The sequence below is a fragment of the Natronoarchaeum rubrum genome (assembly GCF_024494695.1).
In genome coordinates this window covers 315,108-333,378 of the sequence record NZ_JANHDP010000003.1, presented here as the reverse complement: position 1 = coordinate 333,378, position 18,271 = coordinate 315,108, and the positions used below count along the sequence as shown (strand labels likewise).

Below are 18,271 nucleotides of genomic sequence, written 5' to 3'. Positions count from 1 at the left end.
TCGGCATGTTCGAGAATAGGGGGGAAGCGGGGGAACGGCTGGCCGACCTGCTCGTCGAGCGCAGCGTTCGAGCTGACCTCGTACTCGGGATTCCGCGCGGGGCGCTCCCGGTAGCCCGCCCCGTCGCAGATCGACTCGACGCTGAACTGGACGTGGTCGTCGCCAAGAAGATGGGCGCGCCCCACAACGAGGAGCTCGCGATCGGCGCCGTGGCGAGTGACGGGAGCGTCTGGCGCAACGAGGAGCTGATCGACCGCGTCGGCGTCGACGACGCCTACGTCGAGAGCGAACGAGAGCGGACGGCCGCGAGCGCCCGCGAGAAACTGCGGACGTACCGCGGGGTTGCGAAGACGCCGGACGTCCGGGACCGGGCCGTCGTCGTGGTCGACGATGGCGTCGCGACGGGCGCGACCGCCCGGGCGTGTCTCCGGCAGGTGCGCGATCGGGGCGCGGAGCGAGTCGTCTTGGCGGTGCCGGTCGGCTCGCCGAACTCGCTGGCCGCCCTCCGGTCGTTTGCAGACGAAGTGCATGCCATCGAAGCGCCGGCGGGATTTCGGGCAGTTGGCCAGTACTATCGAGATTTCGGACAGGTTTCCGACGCCGAAGCGAGGGATTACCTCGATCGGTAGCGCCCGCCGGCCGGCCGCCCGGATCGTGATGCCATCCGACAAGTATTTATATATCACTAACCTTCACTACGAAACACTTATAAGGCTTTCCCTCTTATGGAGTAGTAGGAGCGCGGTACCCGGCCGTATTTTGGGATTTTCCCGACCGGTCAGCCCTTGCCCTCCCACCCACGGTGAGTTACCAATGACAGAAACGAGCATCCGAACGAACGACGACGTATCGACGCGGGAACGAACGACGGAGCGGACCGAGGAGAGCGAAGACCAGCAGCTGTGCCCCGAGTGCGGCGGCCGGCTCGAGTCGGACACCGAACACGGTGAGACGATTTGTACCGAGTGCGGACTGGTCGTCGAGGAAGACGAGATCGACCGCGGGCCCGAGTGGCGCGCGTTCGACGCCGCCGAGAAGGACTCGAAGAGCCGCGTCGGCGCCCCGACGACGAAGATGATGCACGACGACGGGCTCTCGACCAACATCGGCTGGCAGGACAAAGACGCCTACGGCAACACCCTCAGCTCCAGCCAGCGCGAGAAGATGCAGCGCCTGCGCACCTGGAACGAGCGCTTCCGCACGCGCGACTCCAAGGAACGCAACCTCAAGCAGGCCCTCGGCGAAATCGACCGCATGGCCTCCGCGCTCGGCCTCCCCGAGGACGTTCGCGAGACCGCCAGCGTGATCTATCGCCGCGCGCTCAACGAGGACCTCCTCCCCGGGCGCTCCATCGAGGGCGTCGCCAGCGCCGCGCTGTACGCCGCGGCGCGCCAGACTGGAACGCCCCGATCGATCGACGAGGTCGCGCAGGTCTCCCGCATCGACGAGATGGAGTTCAAGCGCACCTACCGCTACATCGTCCGCGAGCTGAACCTCGAAATCCAGCCGGCGAACCCCGAGCAGTACGTCGGGCGCTTCGCCTCGGAACTCGACCTCTCCGACGAGTCCGAACAGCGCGCCCGCGAACTGCTCCGCACGGCGACCGACAAGGGGATCCACAGCGGCAAGAGCCCCGTCGGGCTGGCGGCGGCGGCCGTCTACGCCGCCCCGCTGCTGTGCAACGAGGAGATCACCCAGTCCCAGGTCTCTGAGGTCACCGACATCTCCGAGGTCACCATCCGCAACCGCTACAAGGAACTGCTCGAGGCCGACGGCCAGGCGCAGTTCGCCTGAGACCGCAGCCGGGAGCCGCGGTTCGGCGTCCCGGCGGCGGTCCGAACGGTAACCACCGTCGGTCCGGGTCGGTTTTTGAACTTTGTTTTCACGTACTTCGAGCGGCCGCGCCGGATTTTCCCGACCGACTCGGCCTACAGTCCGAGTAGATCGCCGTCAAACCACCACAGCACGACCAGCACGGCGACGACGCCGACCGGCAGCGGCGTGACGCTCGGGCGCGCGAAGCCGGCGGCGAACTGGATCAGCGAGAGCATCGCGAAGACGGCCAGCCCCGCGGTGACGCGCCGGTCCTCGCGTCCGAACAGGACGCCCGCGAGCGCGCTGGCGAGCGCGCCGGCGTACAGGAGCGTCGCGATCGGCCACGCCTGGATCCGTCGGGGCAGCGCGCGCGGTCCGCGCGTGAACTCGAACAGGTACTCGTAGAGCGTGACGACGCGCAGCCCTTCGAGGTTGATCCACCCCCACGCGAAGAACACGTCCGTCTGTCCGGGAAACGCGAGCACGACCCACGGCGACAGCCCTGCCAGAAACAAGGCCAGAAATCTGCCGGCACGGCGTGCTTCGGCATCGCCGTCCCCGGTAGCGTCGCGCGTTTCGCCAGCGGCGTCGGGCGCTTCGGCGTCAGTCACGGCCTCGCGCTCACTTCCGGGTGATCATCCGCAGGACGTCCTCGTCGGCGAGCTCGTGGTCGAGGCCGACCTGCTGTTCGTCGTGCTTGACGCTGTCGCCCGACACCCGTGCGAACCGGAATCGCTCCTCGAACTCGCCGCCGAGCTTGTGCGCGGCGTCCTCGACGGTGCTGCCCTTCTCGATCATCAGGGGCTCCTCGTAGTCGATGCCGCGGCCGGGCTTGTCCATGTAGATGCGGATGAGATCCAGTTCCTCCCAGATGCGCTCTTTCAGCGCGTCGAGGCCCTTCTCCTTCTCGGCGCTGATGAACGTCACCTCCTCGGGATCGAGATCGTGCTCGCGGAGGTTCTCCTTGACCGTGTCGACGTAGCTCGGATCGATCAGGTCGGTCTTGTTGACCGCCGTGATCGACGGGATGTACACCCGGTTGTCCATGATGCCGTCGATCAGCCGGTCGATGTCGACGTGCTCGTTGATCGTCACGTCGGCGTTGACGTAGCCGTGCTCGCGGAGGATCTCGCCGATCGTGTGATCGTCCAGATCGAGGTCGACGCTGGAGGTCACACGGATGCCGTCTTTCCCCTTGCGTCGGATCGAAACCCGCGGTGGGTCCTGATCGACGCGGATCTTGTTCTCGTACAGCTCCTCGTTGAGTCGCTCGTACTGGTCGATCTCGAACGCCGAGAGCATGAAGATCACGAGGTCGGCCGCGCGGACGACCGACAGCACCTCCTGCCCGCCGCCGCGACCGCTGGCGGCGCCTTCGATCAGTCCGGGGACGTCGAGCATCTGGATGTGCGCGCCGTTGAGATCCAGCATCCCCGGGTTGACGTCGAGCGTCGTGAACTCGTAGGAGCCGACCTCGCTGTCGGCGTTGGTCAGCGCGTTGAGCAGCGTCGACTTGCCGACGCTGGGGAACCCGACGAGAGCGACCGTGGCGTCGCCGTGCTTCTCGACGTGGTAGCCACCGCCGCCGCCGGAGGACTGCTGGCGCTTGGCCAGTTCCTCCTTTTTCTCCGCGAGCTTGGACTTGAGACGTCCGATGTGCCCCTCGGTCGACTTGTTGTAGGGCGTGCTGGCAATCTCTTCGCGGAGTTCTTCTATTTCCTCTTCGAGCCCCATCACGCGGCGATAGGAGAACGACGCCCGAAAACCCTTCCTTTCGCACCCGTCGCCGACCGGCGGATCCCCGGGATCGATCGGCGGGTCGTCTCGCCGCCGACTCCGGCGTTCCCGTTTCAGGGGCCCGTTCGCGACGTTTCGACATTTTCTTGCCGAACCCCCCGTATCGCAAACGTGTATGCCGGACCCGTCCCGACTCCGCGACAGCACGCAGATCGTGCTGCCGACGGAGGATCTGGACGGATTGCGCGAGGAGATCGAGTCGCGGTTCGTCGTGACGATCGTTCCCGAGGGCGAGCGGCTCCGGATCATCGGCAGTCCCGTCGAGATCAAGGAGGCCGGCGAATTTCTCGCGAAGCACGGCGTCAGACTACCGTGAGTCGGCGGCGGTAGACGGCCCGAAAGCGACGGTAAGCACCGCGTACCGTTCGTCGTCAGTCACAGCGACCGCATAACTAATCCCGCGAGGGCTCTCCGATCGCCCATGCTGCCCTGGGAACACGCGGCGGTCGGGTATCTCGCGTACTCGCTGCTGAGCCATCTCCTCGCCCGGCGATCGCCGGGCGCGCTCGAAGCCGTCGCCGCGGTCGTCGGCTCGCAGGGGCCGGACCTGATCGACAAGCCGCTGTCGTGGCAGTACGGCGTGTTCGAGTCGGGCTACGCGCTGGGTCACTCGATCTTCCTCGCGGTGCCGCTGGCCGTCGCCGCCGGCCTGCTCGCCCGCTCCTACGGCCGCGCTCGGGTCGGCGCGGCGCTCGCGGTCGGCTACCTGCTGCACTTGCCGGGCGACATCGTCGAGGACGTCCTGCGGGGCGGCGACGTCCTGCTGTCGCCTGTCCTCTGGCCGGTCGAAAAAGCGCCGCCGAGCCCGGAGCAGCCGGTCGTCGGCGTGACGATCGATCTGTTCTTCGAGTACGTCGACGCGCTGACCGCTCCGGATCCGCCGACGCTCGTACTCGTGCAGACCGGCGTGATCGGCCTGACGGCGCTGCTGTGGCTCTACGACGGCGCGCCGGTGCTTCGCGAACTCCTCGTCGGCATCCGCCGGCGTCTGTCCGGCGGCGTCGGCAAGGCGACGAACTGAACTACTGTGGCCGGGCGACGGGGACTATCGCGGCCGGGCGACGGAGACTATCGCGGCCGGGCGACGGGGACTATCGCGGCCGGGCGACGGAGACTATCGCGGCCGGGCGACGGGGACTATCGCGGCCGGGCGACGGAGACTATCGCGGCCGGGCGACGGAGACTATCGCAGTCGGTCGAGCACTTCGAGCGTTCCCGCGGCGTGGACGCCGTCGGTGACGTGGTCGGCGGCCCCCAGCGCGGCGTCGTCGGCGTTCGCGACCGCGTAGCTCTCGCCGGCGACGCCGAACGTCGAGACGTCGTTCTCCGAGTCGCCGATCGCGACGAACTCCGTGGGATCGCGACCGAGTAGTTCCGCGACGGCTTCGAGCCCGTCTCCCTTGCCGATCTCGGGATCCTTGATGTGGTAGGCGTAGCCGGTGTCGACGACCTCCAGCCCGTGCTCGGCGGCGACCTCGCGCAGCGGCGCTTCGGGCACGTCGAGGTTGGCGGCGAGCTCGGTCTCGCGCCAGCGGTTGACGAGATCCGGCTCGCCCCAGCCCAGATCGTACCCCCGTTCGCGGAGCGACGCCACGGCGGCCTCGGCGGCGTCCCGGGCGCCGACGACGCTGACCTCTCCCTCGGCGTAGACGATGCCGCCGTTCTCGGCGATCACGCGCTCGGGCAGCCCGACGAACTGGCTCAGCGCGACCGGGAACGGGAACGCCTTCCCCGTCGCGATCACGACGGGAGCGGGCCACTCGCGGAGCGGCTCGAATACGCGCGGGTCGATCCCCGGCTCCCCGTCGGCTCTCGTCAGCGTCCCGTCGATGTCGAGTACGAGCGGCGCCGTCATTGTCGGTGGGTCGGCGCTCGCGCCCTAAGCTGTTGCGAACGGCCAGCGGCGTCGGGGCCCCGACGTCGTCGTCGCGATCCGGACAGGCGACGTAATCGCACGGTCCGCACGTTTAACGATGCTCCGGCCCGGAGGTTGGGACATGGTCTCGCGTCGCTGGCTGTACTTCGGCGGCTTCGTCGTCAGCACCGTCCTGCTGGTCGGCGTCGGTCTCCTGGGCTTGCTCGACGCGCTGTCGGCGTTGAGCGGCGGCGTCTACGCGAGCGAGGAGTTCGTCGTGCTGGCGATGCTCGGAGCAGCCGCCGAGTGGGTCGTTGCGGGGCTGGCTCTCGGCGCGATCGCGGCGCTGTTTCTCCTCGCGACCGTCGTCTCCGTCCTCCGGAGCGCGTCGCTGCCCCGGGACGACCGGCTGGCGTCGTTCGTTGAGCGCCTCGAACGGGAGTTCCCGGCCCTGCGCGAGTTCGACGTCTCCGGAAAGGTCGAGCCGACGACCGAGGATCGGAAGGAACAGCTCAGAGAGCGATACGTTGCCGGCGAGATCGGTGAGTCGGAGTTCGAGCGGGAGATGGAGCGACTGCTCGACGACGACGGGGACGGCAGCTCCCAGTCAGTGGCCCGGAGCGAGGTCGAGACCGAGGATCGACGCTGATCGACTGGCCGGCTTTGTCGAAACTCTCAGCGGATGATGTATCCTGACTCGGCGCGGTCGATACGGATCGTACGGCAGACGATCAGAAGGAAAACACGATATCGAGAACAGTAATGACGAGACTCAGGCAAGCGCCGCCGCTGATAATAAAGAGTGAACCAGTAGAGATCGTAAACTCGGCAGGGTCAGTTCGGAGCGACTCGTAACCCGCTCCGAGAAGCAGACCGGCCCCACTTACTGCAAAAAGGAGTGGAACGAGACTCCAGTCTCCGGCAGCGAATGAGCTACCCGCGTTGAGCAGAAACGACAGCCCCAGCACGGCAAGCGCTCCTTGGTACAAATACAGACGTTCCATAGTCTAAAAGTCATATCTAGTTACTAAAATCTGGTGACGTGTAGATCGAACCGCCGTTCGATACGCAGTTCTCACCGACCTGCTGTTTCATGCTATTTTGTGTATGAACGATATTCTTCCGACGGAGACAACTGCCCACTCAGCCCGACGTCGACGGCGCCCGGGGAGGACGCGAGCCTCCGGCGTCAGTACAACTGTTGCTCTCGCTCCTCCCGTTCCTCTTCGGCCCGCGCCGCTTCGGCGTCGCTCTCGCGTTGCTCCAGGTACGCCCGCAGCGCCGGCAGGTACCGCCGCCGCACGTCCCGTCCGAACGCGTAGATGCCGTAGACCCAGAAGAAAAACAGGACGGTGACGCCGACGACGTACACGACGCCGACGGTCGAAACCATCAGTCGTCGCCCTCCGACTCGGCGCCCCGTGCTCGCTGGTCGACGCCGCTGGCGGGCTGGACGAGGCCGTGGGTGATCGCGTCGCCCGATCGGGTGTCGAACAGGTGCAGGCGGCTCCTGTCGAACACGATCTGGACGCGCGCGTCCATCTCGACGTCGGCGTCCGGATCGACGCTCATCAGCACCTGCTCGTCGGGGTCGCGCTCGGTGACGGCGCCCTCCTGCCCGCCGCCCTCGAGGTCGTGGACGATCAGGTAGACGAAGATCTCGTCGCCCATCGGCTCGATGACGTCGTTCTGGGCGGGGAACGGGGTGGTCGGATGGGCGAGTTCGTCGGCGTTCTCTTCGAGGTGTACGTCCTCCGGGCGGACGCCCAGCGTGACGTCGTCGCCGGGGCCGTAGCCGTCGAGGGCGGCGACGTCGAACTCGACCGCGAAGTCGTCGGTCGTGATGCCGTCGGCCGTCAGCTCACCTTCGAGGAAGTTCATGCTGGGCGAGCCGATGAAGCCCGCGACGAACCGGTTGGCCGGCTCGTTGTAGCAGGTCAGCGGCGCCGCGATCTGCTGGAGTTGCCCCTCGTTGAGCACGGCGATGCGGTCGGACATCGTCATCGCCTCGGCCTGGTCGTGGGTGACGTAGATGATCGTCGTGTCCAGCTCCTTGTGGAGGCGCTGGAGCTCCGTGCGCATGTGGACCCGGAGCTTGGCGTCCAGATTGGCCAGCGGCTCGTCCATCAGGAACACTTCGGGCTCCCGGACGATCGCGCGCCCGATCGCGACGCGCTGGCGCTGGCCGCCGGACATCTCTTCGGGCATCCGGTCGAGCATCCCCTGAATCTGGAGGATCTCGGTCGCGCGCTCGACGCGCCGCTCGATCTCCTCTTTGTCGAAATCTCGCAGCCGCAGTCCGAACGAGATGTTGTCGTAGACGTCCATGTGGGGAAACAGCGCGATGTTCTGGAACACCATCGCGATCCCCCGGTCCTTGGGCGGCAAGTTCGTCACCTCGCGATCGGCGATCGTGATCGTCCCCTCGGTGGGGATCGTCAGGCCGGCGATCGTCTCCAGCGTGGTGGACTTGCCACACCCCGACGGGCCGACGAGCGTGACGAACTCGCCGTCGCTGATGTCTAAGTTCATGTCGTCGACTGCCGTTACGTCCGCGTACCGTTTCGTTACGTGTTCTAGTTTGACGTCTCCCATTGTTTTACTCCTTGAGTGCGCCCGCGGTCAGTCCGCTCACGATTCGTTCCTGTGCGATGACGACCAGGATCACCACCGGCAGCACGCCGACGATGCTCGCGGCCGCCATCAGGTTGTAGAACTGCGTGTACTGGCCCTGGTAGCCCAGGATCCCCCAGACGATCGGCGCCCAGTTCTGGGCCTGCCCGTCGTTCATCAGGAACGAGAAGAAGAACTCGTTGTAGACGGCGATGAACGTGAGGATGCCGGCCGTCGCGACGCCGGGCGCCGACAGGGGCATGATCACCCTGAACAGGGCGCCGATCCGCGTCGTCCCTTCGACCCTGGCGGCGTCTTCGAGCCCGTCGGGGATCTGGGCGTAGAACGTCGTCAGTATGAAGATCGACAGCGGCATGAACAGCGAACTGAACGGCAGGATCATCGCCCCCGGCGTGTTGAACAGCACCGGACTCTGAATCGCGACCGGGCCCAGCGGAATCACGACGTTGCCGGTGAACAGATCGAACAACGGCAGCAGGAACGCCGCCGGCGGGAAGTACGAGATCGCCAGAATCAACAGCATCAGCGGCTGTCGGCCCGGGAACTCCAGGCGCCCGAACACGTATCCCGCGAGGCTCGCCAGCAGCAGGACGATCGCCGTCGTCAGCAGCGCGAGGAAGATGCTGTTGAACACGAACCTGCCGAACGGCAGCAGCTCGAAGATCCGTACGAAGGCCTCGACGTTGAATCCTCGCGGCAGTAGCCCCATGTTGGCGATCTGCTCGTTGGGCGTGAGCGCCAGCACCAGCAACCAGTAGAACGGGAACATCATCGTCACGAGGAAAAACAGCGTGACGACGTAGAACAGCCCGTTGTACACCCGCTCGGGGTTCTGCATCGACTCCTGAACCCAGCGCTCGTAGAGACCGGCATCCTCCTCCTCCTGAGACTGACGTGAGGTCTCGGCTTCGCCGGCCATCTCAGATCACCTCCGCTTGACCGCGCGCGAACTGGACGATGTAGATCATCACCGCGCCGCCGATGATCGCGGCGGTGAGGAACGCGATCGCCGCGGACGTGCCGTAGCGCCCGGAACTGAACGTCTGGACGACCATGCACGACAGCGACGGCACGGTGCCACAGTCCGACACCGTTTCGATCAACCCGAACACGCGCATCGCGTTGATCGACCGGAACAGCATCGCGACCAGCACCGCCGGCAGCACCAGCGGGAGCGTGATCATCTTGAACTGCTGCCACTTCGACGCGCCCGAAACCCGGCCGACCTCGTAGAGGCTTCGGTCGATGCTCTGGAGCCCCGCGAGGATCAGCAGCGTCATGAACGCGGTGGTCTTCCAGACGTCGGCGATGACGATGATCACCAGCGAGTCGAAGCTGTTGGTCAGCGGCGTCGCCCCGAAGATGCCGAGGTTGTTGAGCGGATCGGTCGCGAAGCCGATCCCCGGTGCGAACATCAGGTAGAAGATCATCCCCTGGATGACGATCGGCACCGCCCAGGGCAGGATCAGCGCGACGCGGAACCAGCGCCGGCCGCGGAACTCCTGGTCTAACACCAGCGCCGCGGCGAACCCGAGGAGCGTCTCCAAGAGGACGCTGACGACCGCGAAGATCAGCGTCACGAGCAGTGCGCTCCGGAACGGCTGGCTGATGTCGAAAAACGGCCGGGGCAACACCGGCTCGCGCTGTCCCGAGAGCAACTCGACGTAGTTTTGGAGGCCGACGAACTCGCCGACCGTGGCAGCGCTCGTCAAGTTATCTGCGAACAGCGACATCCGGAACGTGCTCAACAGCGGCCAGATCGCGATGACGCCCAGCAACAGGAACACCGGCACCAGCATCAGGTACGCGAACTGCGTCTCGTTGAGCCGTTCGGTCCAGTTGGCCGGCTGGGAGACGACGCTCGCCAGGCTCATGGCGTGGTCCACCCCCTCAGTGAGAGCGGTCTCCTCCCCGGTGCAGGCGGTGTCGTCGCGACGGTTATTCCTGTCTCGTCGCCCCGATGAGACGCGGGCCTATCGAGTCGAGTCACCGTGACGCTTCGGCGACAGCGACTTCCGGAGCGTACGCGCCGGGGCGGGTCGGTTGTCGTGCAGTGAGTTGTCATGTGCATGATCTGTGGTATCACGTGCTCTCCTCGATCTCCTCGAACGTCCTCTCGAGGTCGGCCATCGCCTGCTGGGGCGCCACGTCACCCGCGTACGCGGAGTTGACCGCCTGTGCAGCCTGTCTGGACTGGTCCGGCCAGACGACCGTCACCGGGCGGGCGATGGCGTTCTGGCTGGCGACTTGCAGCGCGTCCATGTATCGGCCCATGACCGGGACGTCTCTCGCTCTCTGGGTGTCGAGCAGGTCGGGTTTGGGCGGGATCTGCCCGAGAATCTCGAACAGATCGAAGTTGAACGAGTCCTTGGTCGCCGCCTCGACCGCGGCGACGGCGGCGGCCATGTTCTGCGTGTTCGGGTTGATCGCGACGTGCCACCCGCCCAGCGCGGCGACGGGGCCGCCGGTACCGGCGTACTCGGCTTCGTCGGACCGCACAGCCCACGGAATCGGCATCACACCGAGATCCTCCCCGAAGGCTTCCGGGGCCCCGTTGACGCTGATCGCGTAGGGCCAGTTTCGGTGCATCACCGTCTCGCCGTTCGAGAACGGCCGCATCGAGGACTGTTCGGTCCAGTTCAGTACCGACACCGGGGCGATGTTACCCGCGTACTCGTTCATCGTGTTCGGCGCGCCGCTGCCGTGGATGAACGTTCGAACCATCCGGATCGAATCGACAACCTGCGGTTCGTTGATCGTGACCGGCCGGTCGTTGATCGGTCCGAACAGGTTTTCGACGCCGCCGAAGTACGCGCCGCCCCAGGAGCTCATGAACTCGTTGAAATCACAGCACGACAGCCCCGCGTAGACGTCAGCCTGGAACGTGTAGCCGTAATCCATTCCCTGCTGTTGCATCACGTCGGCCGTGATCTCCGAGAATCGCTTCCAGGACATCGACTCCGTCGCCCAGTTCTGGCCGTCGGGATCGTAGCCGGCCTCCTCGACGAGGTCCTTGCGGTACTGCATCGTCGGCAGCCCCATCCAGAGCGGGATGGCGTACAGGTCCTCGCTCTCGGGGTCCATCGCCGTCCGGACGCTCATCTCGTTGTAGTCGCTCTTCACTCGATTTGTCGTCTCCTCGGGAAGCACGCGCTCCAGGTTGAGGATCCGTTCGCGCACGATGAACGGTATCGTCCACCCGTTGTCCATTCGCAGGAGGTCCGGCTTCTCGCGATCTGCGGCAAGCCACTGCTCGTACTGGTTTTGCCGGTCCGAGGTCACGTTGCCGCCGGACAGGAAGTTGATGTCGATGTTTTCGGGCATCCCGGCGTCGTGGAGCGCGGAGACGATCTCCTCGGACGCGCCCGCCTCCTGCTCGCTGGCCGCCCACTGGAGCGTGATCGGTTCGTCGGGCACCTCCCCCACGTCGATCTCGCCCTCCTGGGACTCGCTGCCGTAGTCCTGGACGATACACCCGCCAAGCCCCGCCACGACTCCAGCCGCGCCCGCAGCCTCGACGAACCGTCGCCGAGACACGGAGGACGGACCGTCGTCTGTGCCGATCGTTCGAGTGTACTTTCGGCGCCGTCTGTCGCCGTCCCGTCGGCCTCCGTCGTTCCCCCTTTGAGGCATGGCGATTTAGAATTACGTCACTATCGTCCATATACTATTGTGTTTTTTGGGAAAATAATATAAGAACTTAAAATATTCAGTATAGTGCGGGAGTCACTATCGCTATTGCATGGAGTAACCTGCACTTTCGACGAACGGCCGGACACGAGGGCTATCGAGAAGAGAGTCTATCGCAGTTCCGCGTAGACGCCGCCGCGTCACGGGCTCGCTTCCGCGAATTTAGCCCCGCGACCGTTTCACCGACGCGACGCCGAATCGGCTCCGACGTTCGAAACCTCACACCGATAGCTACGTTTCCCGGGACGTAACGAGGGCTTTCGTCTAGCTCGAATAACACGATACCGTTCGTCACTGCAGAATGGCAGGTAGCGGCGTCCCCGTCGGACGAGGAAACTGCAGCCCGTGACCGCGATGACGCTCGGGGACGATCGGTGACGGCAACAATGCTTAACCCGCGACGAGACCGTGTTGGTACCAGATGCAACTCGCCGACCGAACGTGGCCGGAACTGGGGTCGTACTTCGAGTCGGAGTCGCTGGCGATCGTGCCACTCGGGTCGACCGAACAGCATGGGCCCCACCTCCCGGAGGGCACCGACCACATCATCGCGGAAGGGTTCGCCCGCGAGGCGGCCGAGCGCACGGGCTATCTCTGTACCCCGCCGGTGCGGATCGGCGTCTCCGAGCACCACCGGCAGTTCCACGGGACGATGTGGGTCGACCCGGAGACGTTCCGGAACTACGTCGAAAGCTTCTCGCGAAATCTGGCGTACCACGGGATCGACCGCATCGTCTACGTCAACGCCCACGGCGGCAACGTCCAGCACCTCCGCGAGGTCGGACGCCGGCTTCGCCGCGACGGCATTGCCTACGCCATCGAGTGGATGTGGAACGAGAGCATCCCCGACCTCGTCGACGACCTGTTCGAGCACAACGGGCCCCACGGCGGCCCCAAGGAGACGGCGATGATCCAGCATCTCGCGCCCGAACTGGTCCGCGAGGAGAAACTGGAAGCGGCCGCGGAGGGCGGGCTCCGGACGCTCTCGGACGACGATCTGCGGCGCCACGGCGCTCGAACCTTCTACGACGCGATCGACAACACCGACAACGGCGTGCTGGGCGATCAGCGCGACGCCACCGCCGAGAAGGGCGAACAGCTGTTCGAGGCGGCGACCGAGCAACTCGTCGCGCTACTGGAGTGGCTCGACGACCAGCGCTTCGAGGATCTGACCGCGAAGCCCCACGTCTGAGCGACGCTGATTCTGACCGATTCAGGCGATCTCGCGGCTGTGGTCGACCGCAACTTCGTCGGTCAGCTGGAGCCGGATCACGTCGGTCGGCGCGGCGCCGTTGCGGAACTTCGGGACGCGCAGCCGCGTCCGTACCGTCTCCTGTTGTACTTCCGTCGAGAGCTCGAACACCACGTCGGCCATGTACTCGGTGACGTCGCGCAGCGGCGGCGACTCGCGGCCGTCGAGGCAGTGGAGCACGGCGACGCCACCGGTCGACGCCATCTCCTCGCGCAGTTCGGCGAGAAAGCGGCGATAACGGCGTCGATCCGACCGCTCCAGCGCGTCGACCGGGTCGACGATCACGAGCGCGCCGTCCGCGATCGACCGGAGGAGTCGCGTCGCCCGATCGATCTGGTCGTCGCCGCGGGTCTCTCGGACGTGCCACTCGGCGGCGGCGCCGGCAGATCCGGCAGTGTCGCCGGCCCGTCCGTCGGCGTCGCTCACCTGTTCGTCGAGCACGGATCGAACGTCGTCAGCCGTCCGCTCGGCGGACAGGTACAGCGTCCGGCGCCGGCCGACCAACTCGTACAGCAGGAGCTCCGACTGGCTCGACGGCGGCGCCGTCAGCGCCACGACGCTGCCGGCGGGGATGCCCCCGCCGAGCTGGCGGTCCAGCAGGTCGATCCCGGTCCGGAACTGGCGGCTCATCGGCGTCCGCGCGGCGTCCGGTCGGTTCGGTCGTGCGTGCGATGCTGATCGGTATCGATCACGGTACGCCGAGCGTTCGCGTACCTCCCAGTTAGTTACGAGTTCGTTTACGGATCGTAGCCGGTTACTACGGCGCGATTCCCGGGACAGTCGGGCGTCACGAGTCAGTCGGTCAGCCCGTAGCCGCGCTTGAACAGCTGCACGTCGACGAACAGCACGGCGATCGTCAGCGCCGACAGCACGACCAGCGAGACGCACGGGTCGACGTCGGAGTAGCCCAGGAAGCCGTAGCGCACGCCGTCGACCATGTACACCATCGGGTTGAGCAGCGAGAGGTCGCGCCAGACGCCGGGCAGCGTCTCCAGCGAGTAGAACACCGCGCCGAAAAAGACCAGCGGGCGCAGGATGAACTGGTTCATCACCGTCAGGTGATCGAAGTCCTCCGCTAGCAAGCCGCCGATCACGCCGAAGCCGGAGAACAGCGTCGGGACGATCAGCCCGAACGCCGCGAGGTACAGCGGTTGGGCGATCGTGACGGTCGCTATCTGCCCGTTGACCAGCGTGAACGCGACGCCGATCGCGGCGATCAGCACGCCGACGAGGACGCCCCGCAGCGCGCTGGCGACGACGTACGCCGCGACCATCTGGCTGTAGGATAACGGGGATGTCAGCGTCTCGTGGATGTACTCGTTCCACCTGCCGTGGAAGATCGAGAACGAGGCGTTCTCGAAGGCGTTCGAGATCATCCCCAGCACGACCAGCCCCGGCAGGAGGAAGACGATGTAGTCGAAGCCCTGGATCTGGTCGATCCGCCCGCCGAGAATCACGCCGAACACCGAGAAGTACAGCACGTTCGTGATCAGCGGCGGCGCGAACGTGTTGGTGTACCGACGCAGGTACCGCTGGATCTCCCGCTTCAGTAACGCTCGCGCGCCAACTGGCAGTCCAAAGCTCATCAGCGATCACTCCGTTCTCTGTTGGTCATCTCCACGAAAATCTCCTCAAGGCTCGTGCGCGAAATCTCCAGGTCGGCGATCTCGTAGCCCTCGGCTTCGAGCGCGTTGAGCACCTCGGGCGCGGTGCTCCCGCCGTTCCTCGCTCGGACGGCGAGCCGCCCGTCTTCGACGGTCGCCGACTTGACGCCGTCGATCGCCGTCAGCCGGTCGCCGGCCGGTACGGACGCCGACGCGTCGTCGGCGACTGACTCGCTTCCGGCACCTGTCGCCGCGGCGGCGACACGCTCCGGCTCGGCCGTTTGCGCCTGCTCGTCCTCGCGCACGCGGACGTAGATCGTGTCGGTTCCCCGTCCCATCAGCTCCTCGGGCGTCGAGACGTCCAGTTTCGTTCCCTCGTTGAGGATCGCGACGCGGTCGCAGAGGCGCTCGGCCTCCTCGATGTAGTGGGTCGTGAGCAGGATCGTCGTCCCCTCCTGATTCAAAGTTTGGATCACGTCCCAAATGTCGTGGCGAAGCTGCACGTCGACGCCGGCGGTCGGTTCGTCGAGGATCAGCAGGTCGGGGTCGGTCACCAGCGCGCGGGCCAGCAGGAACCGTCGTTTCATCCCGCCGGAAAGCCAGTCGAACCGCTCGTCGCGTTTGTGATGAATTCCGACCCGCTTCAGCGACTCCTCGGCGCGTCTGGTGGCTTCTTCGGGCGGAATTCCGTGGTAGCCAGCCTTGTGCTCGAGAACCTCGATAATCGGGAAGAACCGGTCGACGTTAAATTCCTGGGGCGCCAGTCCGATGGCGTCCCGCGCTTCCTGGTAGTCGTCGACGACGTCGTGACCGAACACGCGGGCCTCGCCGCCGGACTTGCGCGCCAGGCCGACGAGGATGTTGATGAACGTCGTCTTGCCCGCGCCGTTCGGGCCGAGCAGGCCGAAGAACTCGCCCTCCTCGACGCGGAGCGACAGCTCGTCTAGCGCCCTGAGCTCGCCGTACTCCTTGACGAGCCCGTCCGTCTCGATAGCTGGCGGCATCTACCGGAAACTGGGTTCGCACTCGGTTAAGCCGCACGCAATCGGTCGGTTGCACGCGCGGAACTGCCGAATTTACCGCCGTTCGGCGCCGAACGTACTGGGGCTCGACGCCGAGATCACCACCGCATGGCGCCGCGGCGACCGCGGCGTCTCACCGCCGCTCCTTGTGGCTCACCGCGATGCCCTCGCCGATCGGCATCACGGCGGTCTCGAACTCCGGCGCGGCGCGCACGGCGTCGAGGTACGTCGCGATGCCGCGTGTGTGCTCGTTGACGTCGTCGGGGTCGCCGCCCTCCTGGAACTCCAGGAGCTTCTCGAACTGGATCGGTCCGGCCGTCATCGCGTTGTCGGCGACGATCACGCCGCCGGGCGCGACCTTCTCGCGGACGGCGTCGAACGCGTCGGGATACTGGTCCTTCCGGAGGTCGACGAGCACGACGTCGAACGGGCCCTCGTGGCGCTCGATCGCCGCCAGCGCGTCGCCTTCCTCGTAGGTCGCGAGGTCCGAGACCCCGCCGCGGTCCATGTACTCGCGGGCCATCTCGAGTTCGTCCGGGTCGTGCTCGGTCAGCACGACCTCGCCGTCGGCCGGGAGTTCGCGCGCGAACCAGTACGCCGAGTAGCCGTAGCCCGAGCCGAACTCGAACACGCGCCGGGCGTCGACCGTCCGGGCCAGCAGCGCGAGCCAGCCCCCGACCTCCGGACCGACGTGCGGGAAGCCGTTTTCCTCGGCGTACTCGTCCATCTCTTCGAGAATCTCGTCGGGCTGCGGTCCCACTGCGCGCACGAACCGGGCGCTCTCGTCGGGCAGGACGTCCGTCATAGGCGTATCGAGTTCGCGCCGGGTGAAATACTCTGGGCAACGAGTTCAAAAAGTGCGGACGGGCCGCCCGGTCAGTCGTCGCCCGCCGCCGCGGTTTGTTGCTCCTCGATGTGCTCCATGATGTCGTCCGTCTCCTCGACGAACCGCTCCTCGTCGAACCGTGCCCCGTGCAGCATCGTCGAGAAGTACTTCGTGGTGCCCGCGACGTTGACCGCCTCCGTCAGCTCGGAGTCGGTGACGTCCGCGAGCTTCGCCTCCTCCCGGTGGAAGTAGACGCAGTACGGGCACTCGATCGCCGCGGCCGCTCCGAGGCCGACGAGCGCTTTCTCCCGGTCGGACAGTTCGGTCTCCCCGAGCAGAAGATCCCGCATGATCCCCCAGCTGTGGTCGGCCGCTGGATCCGAGATCACTCCCATCCAACTCGGTACCTGGCCGAAATGCTCCTCGATCTCCGCGTGCGTGTCTGCTGATGCCATTGTCGTTCTCCCCGGGTTCCTCATCTGCTCACGGCGTCCCCCGGCGCCGAGAGCAGGCCCGAAACCCGGTTATGATTTCGGTTCGCACCAGTATGAATCTAATTTATTGACATCCGATACCGCTTGACAATCGGTTACGGCGTCGTGCCTGAATCGATGGTTCTCCGGACGCGAGTGACGTCGTTCGTCCCGGGAGTCGAACGCACAGCGGTCAACCCCCGATCACGCGGTCGTCTCCGACTGCTCACCCCGATCGGTCAGGGCTTGATAACGGCCCGCCCCTCGATCTCCCGGTGCTCCAGCCTCTCGGCGACTTCGTTGATCTCGCCGAGGTCGTACTCGGTCGTGTGCAGGTCCATGATCCCCTGCTCGACGAGCGCGACGAGCTCCTCCAGCTCGGAGTACTTGCCCACGAGCGTCCCGCGGTAGGACATCTCGGCGTCGACCAGATCCTGCGCGGGTTGGTGGACGTCCCCGCCGTAGCCGACGATGTGGTGGTCGCCCCCCGGCGCGACGATCTCGGGCCCCAGCGCGGTCGTGCTGTCGGCGCCCACGAAGTCGAGTATCTGCGTCGCCCCGTCGCCCTCGGTGATCGATTCGACGGCTTCGGCGACGTCCTCGTCGCCCGAATTGATCGTGTAGTCCGCGCCGCAGTCCTCGGCGAGATCGAGCGCCTCGTCCTTCAGGTCGACCGCGACGATTTCGGCGGCGCTCATCGCGTCGAGCGCCTGGACGCCGATGTGTCCCAGCCCGCCGATCCCGATGGCGACGGCGTAGCTGCCCGGATAGAGTTCGTCGACGGCCTTCTTGGCGGCGTGGTACGCCGTGATGCCGGCGTCGGCGTGTGGCGCGATCTCGACGGGGTCCACGGTGTCGAGGGGAATCACCGAGCGCTCGGAGGTCAACAGGTACTCGGCGAACCCGCCGTCGGTGTCCAGCCCCGGAAACGACAGGTTCTCGCAGTACATGTCCTCGCCGACCCGACAGGCGCGACACTTCCCGCAGGTCATCACCGGGTGACAGATCACCTGATCGCCCTCCGCGACGGTGGTGACCTCCTCGCCCGTCTCGACGACCGTCCCGGCGTTCTCGTGGCCCAGCGTCATCGGCAGCTCCTGATCGACGTACGGCGTCCACATCCCCTCGATGATGTGGTTGTCAGTCTGGCACCAGCCCGCGCCCTCGACCTCGACGACGACGTGGTCCGACCGCGTCGGCTCCGGCCGGTCGACCTCGTCGATCGCCAGCGCGCTCCCCATCTCCTCGGTGTACTCGTGAAGTCTCGCGGCTTCCATAGTCCGTGTTAGACTTTGTCAGCCGC

General features: G+C 66.1%; 21 protein-coding genes. 6 read left to right on the top strand and 15 right to left on the bottom strand.

Features of this window, described 5'->3' with window-relative positions; all coding sequences use genetic code 11:
• Nucleotides 1-5: 5 nt before the first annotated feature.
• Both NO931_RS09290 and NO931_RS09285 read left to right on the top strand, forming a co-directional pair.
• Entirely contained in the window at nucleotides 6-629 is a 624-nt protein-coding gene (locus NO931_RS09290) for a phosphoribosyltransferase (protein WP_256392061.1), read from the top strand.
• Between the two features lie 184 nt (nucleotides 630-813).
• Nucleotides 814-1,794 carry a transcription initiation factor IIB gene (locus NO931_RS09285; RefSeq protein WP_256392060.1) on the top strand — a complete coding sequence of 327 codons (981 nt, stop codon included), beginning with the start codon at nucleotides 814-816 and terminating at the stop codon, nucleotides 1,792-1,794.
• Nucleotides 1,795-1,928: 134 nt separating this feature from the next.
• On the opposite strand, the gene NO931_RS09280 is transcribed toward NO931_RS09285, so the two are convergent.
• Nucleotides 1,929-2,426 (bottom strand): TIGR04206 family protein, encoded by a 498-nt coding sequence (locus NO931_RS09280; protein ID WP_256392059.1) that lies wholly within the window; start codon nucleotides 2,424-2,426, stop codon nucleotides 1,929-1,931.
• 10 nt (nucleotides 2,427-2,436) lie between these two features.
• Nucleotides 2,437-3,549 (bottom strand): OBG GTPase family GTP-binding protein, encoded by a 1,113-nt coding sequence (locus tag NO931_RS09275; RefSeq protein ID WP_256392058.1) that lies wholly within the window; start codon nucleotides 3,547-3,549, stop codon nucleotides 2,437-2,439.
• Between the two features lie 178 nt (nucleotides 3,550-3,727).
• On the opposite strand from NO931_RS09275, the gene NO931_RS09270 reads away from it, so the two are divergent.
• Nucleotides 3,728-3,928 carry a VNG_1110C family protein gene (locus tag NO931_RS09270; protein WP_256392057.1) on the top strand — a complete coding sequence of 67 codons (201 nt, stop codon included), beginning with the start codon at nucleotides 3,728-3,730 and terminating at the stop codon, nucleotides 3,926-3,928.
• 105 nt (nucleotides 3,929-4,033) lie between these two features.
• Nucleotides 4,034-4,633: a metal-dependent hydrolase gene (locus NO931_RS09265; RefSeq protein WP_256392056.1), complete on the top strand. Its 600-nt coding sequence runs from the start codon at nucleotides 4,034-4,036 to the stop codon at nucleotides 4,631-4,633.
• A gap of 162 nt (nucleotides 4,634-4,795) precedes the next feature.
• Here NO931_RS09265 and NO931_RS09260 read toward each other — a convergent pair whose 3' ends face one another.
• Nucleotides 4,796-5,467 (bottom strand): phosphoglycolate phosphatase, encoded by a 672-nt coding sequence (locus tag NO931_RS09260; protein WP_256391373.1) that lies wholly within the window; start codon nucleotides 5,465-5,467, stop codon nucleotides 4,796-4,798.
• A 142-nt stretch (nucleotides 5,468-5,609) separates the two neighbouring features.
• Here NO931_RS09260 and NO931_RS09255 point away from each other — a divergent pair, with 142 nt between their 5' ends.
• Nucleotides 5,610-6,116, top strand: a complete 507-nt coding sequence (locus NO931_RS09255; protein ID WP_256391372.1) for an SHOCT domain-containing protein — start codon at nucleotides 5,610-5,612, stop codon at nucleotides 6,114-6,116.
• A gap of 82 nt (nucleotides 6,117-6,198) precedes the next feature.
• On the opposite strand, the gene NO931_RS09250 is transcribed toward NO931_RS09255, so the two are convergent.
• The 6 genes from NO931_RS09250 to NO931_RS09225 form a co-directional block, all read right to left on the bottom strand.
• Nucleotides 6,199-6,471 (bottom strand): hypothetical protein, encoded by a 273-nt coding sequence (locus tag NO931_RS09250; RefSeq protein WP_256391371.1) that lies wholly within the window; start codon nucleotides 6,469-6,471, stop codon nucleotides 6,199-6,201.
• A gap of 185 nt (nucleotides 6,472-6,656) precedes the next feature.
• Entirely contained in the window at nucleotides 6,657-6,860 is a 204-nt protein-coding gene (locus NO931_RS09245; RefSeq protein ID WP_256391370.1) for a DUF8005 family protein, read from the bottom strand.
• Nucleotides 6,860-8,062, bottom strand: a complete 1,203-nt coding sequence (locus NO931_RS09240; protein WP_256391369.1) for an ABC transporter ATP-binding protein — start codon at nucleotides 8,060-8,062, stop codon at nucleotides 6,860-6,862. Before NO931_RS09240 ends, NO931_RS09245 begins: the two co-directional genes overlap by 1 nt.
• Before the next feature lie 4 nt (nucleotides 8,063-8,066).
• Nucleotides 8,067-9,020, bottom strand: coding sequence for a carbohydrate ABC transporter permease (locus NO931_RS09235; RefSeq protein ID WP_256391368.1), 954 nt, complete (start codon nucleotides 9,018-9,020; stop codon nucleotides 8,067-8,069).
• A gap of 1 nt (nucleotide 9,021) precedes the next feature.
• Nucleotides 9,022-9,975 carry a carbohydrate ABC transporter permease gene (locus NO931_RS09230; protein WP_256391367.1) on the bottom strand — a complete coding sequence of 318 codons (954 nt, stop codon included), beginning with the start codon at nucleotides 9,973-9,975 and terminating at the stop codon, nucleotides 9,022-9,024.
• A 208-nt stretch (nucleotides 9,976-10,183) separates the two neighbouring features.
• Nucleotides 10,184-11,638, bottom strand: a complete 1,455-nt coding sequence (locus NO931_RS09225; RefSeq protein WP_256391366.1) for a twin-arginine translocation signal domain-containing protein — start codon at nucleotides 11,636-11,638, stop codon at nucleotides 10,184-10,186.
• Between the two features lie 574 nt (nucleotides 11,639-12,212).
• On the opposite strand from NO931_RS09225, the gene NO931_RS09220 reads away from it, so the two are divergent.
• Nucleotides 12,213-12,983 (top strand): creatininase family protein, encoded by a 771-nt coding sequence (locus NO931_RS09220; RefSeq protein ID WP_256391365.1) that lies wholly within the window; start codon nucleotides 12,213-12,215, stop codon nucleotides 12,981-12,983.
• Nucleotides 12,984-13,004: 21 nt separating this feature from the next.
• On the opposite strand, the gene NO931_RS09215 is transcribed toward NO931_RS09220, so the two are convergent.
• The 6 genes from NO931_RS09215 to NO931_RS09190 form a co-directional block, all read right to left on the bottom strand.
• Nucleotides 13,005-13,673 carry an RAD55 family ATPase gene (locus tag NO931_RS09215; protein WP_256391364.1) on the bottom strand — a complete coding sequence of 223 codons (669 nt, stop codon included), beginning with the start codon at nucleotides 13,671-13,673 and terminating at the stop codon, nucleotides 13,005-13,007.
• Between the two features lie 164 nt (nucleotides 13,674-13,837).
• The gene (locus NO931_RS09210) at nucleotides 13,838-14,629 is read right to left on the bottom strand and encodes an ABC transporter permease (protein ID WP_256391363.1); all 792 of its coding nucleotides are present in this window, start codon (nucleotides 14,627-14,629) and stop codon (nucleotides 13,838-13,840) included.
• A complete protein-coding gene (locus NO931_RS09205) occupies nucleotides 14,629-15,651 on the bottom strand; it encodes an ABC transporter ATP-binding protein (protein ID WP_256391362.1) in 1,023 nt (340 codons plus the stop codon). The genes NO931_RS09210 and NO931_RS09205 overlap by 1 nt, the downstream gene beginning before the upstream one ends.
• 151 nt (nucleotides 15,652-15,802) lie before the next feature.
• On the bottom strand, nucleotides 15,803-16,474 hold the full coding sequence (locus NO931_RS09200) for an O-methyltransferase (RefSeq protein WP_256391361.1): 672 nt from the start codon (nucleotides 16,472-16,474) through the stop codon (nucleotides 15,803-15,805).
• Nucleotides 16,475-16,545: 71 nt separating this feature from the next.
• A complete protein-coding gene (locus tag NO931_RS09195) occupies nucleotides 16,546-16,950 on the bottom strand; it encodes a carboxymuconolactone decarboxylase family protein (RefSeq protein WP_256391360.1) in 405 nt (134 codons plus the stop codon).
• A 257-nt stretch (nucleotides 16,951-17,207) separates the two neighbouring features.
• Entirely contained in the window at nucleotides 17,208-18,245 is a 1,038-nt protein-coding gene (locus NO931_RS09190; RefSeq protein WP_256391359.1) for an NAD(P)-dependent alcohol dehydrogenase, read from the bottom strand.
• Between the last annotated feature and the right edge of the window lie 26 nt (nucleotides 18,246-18,271).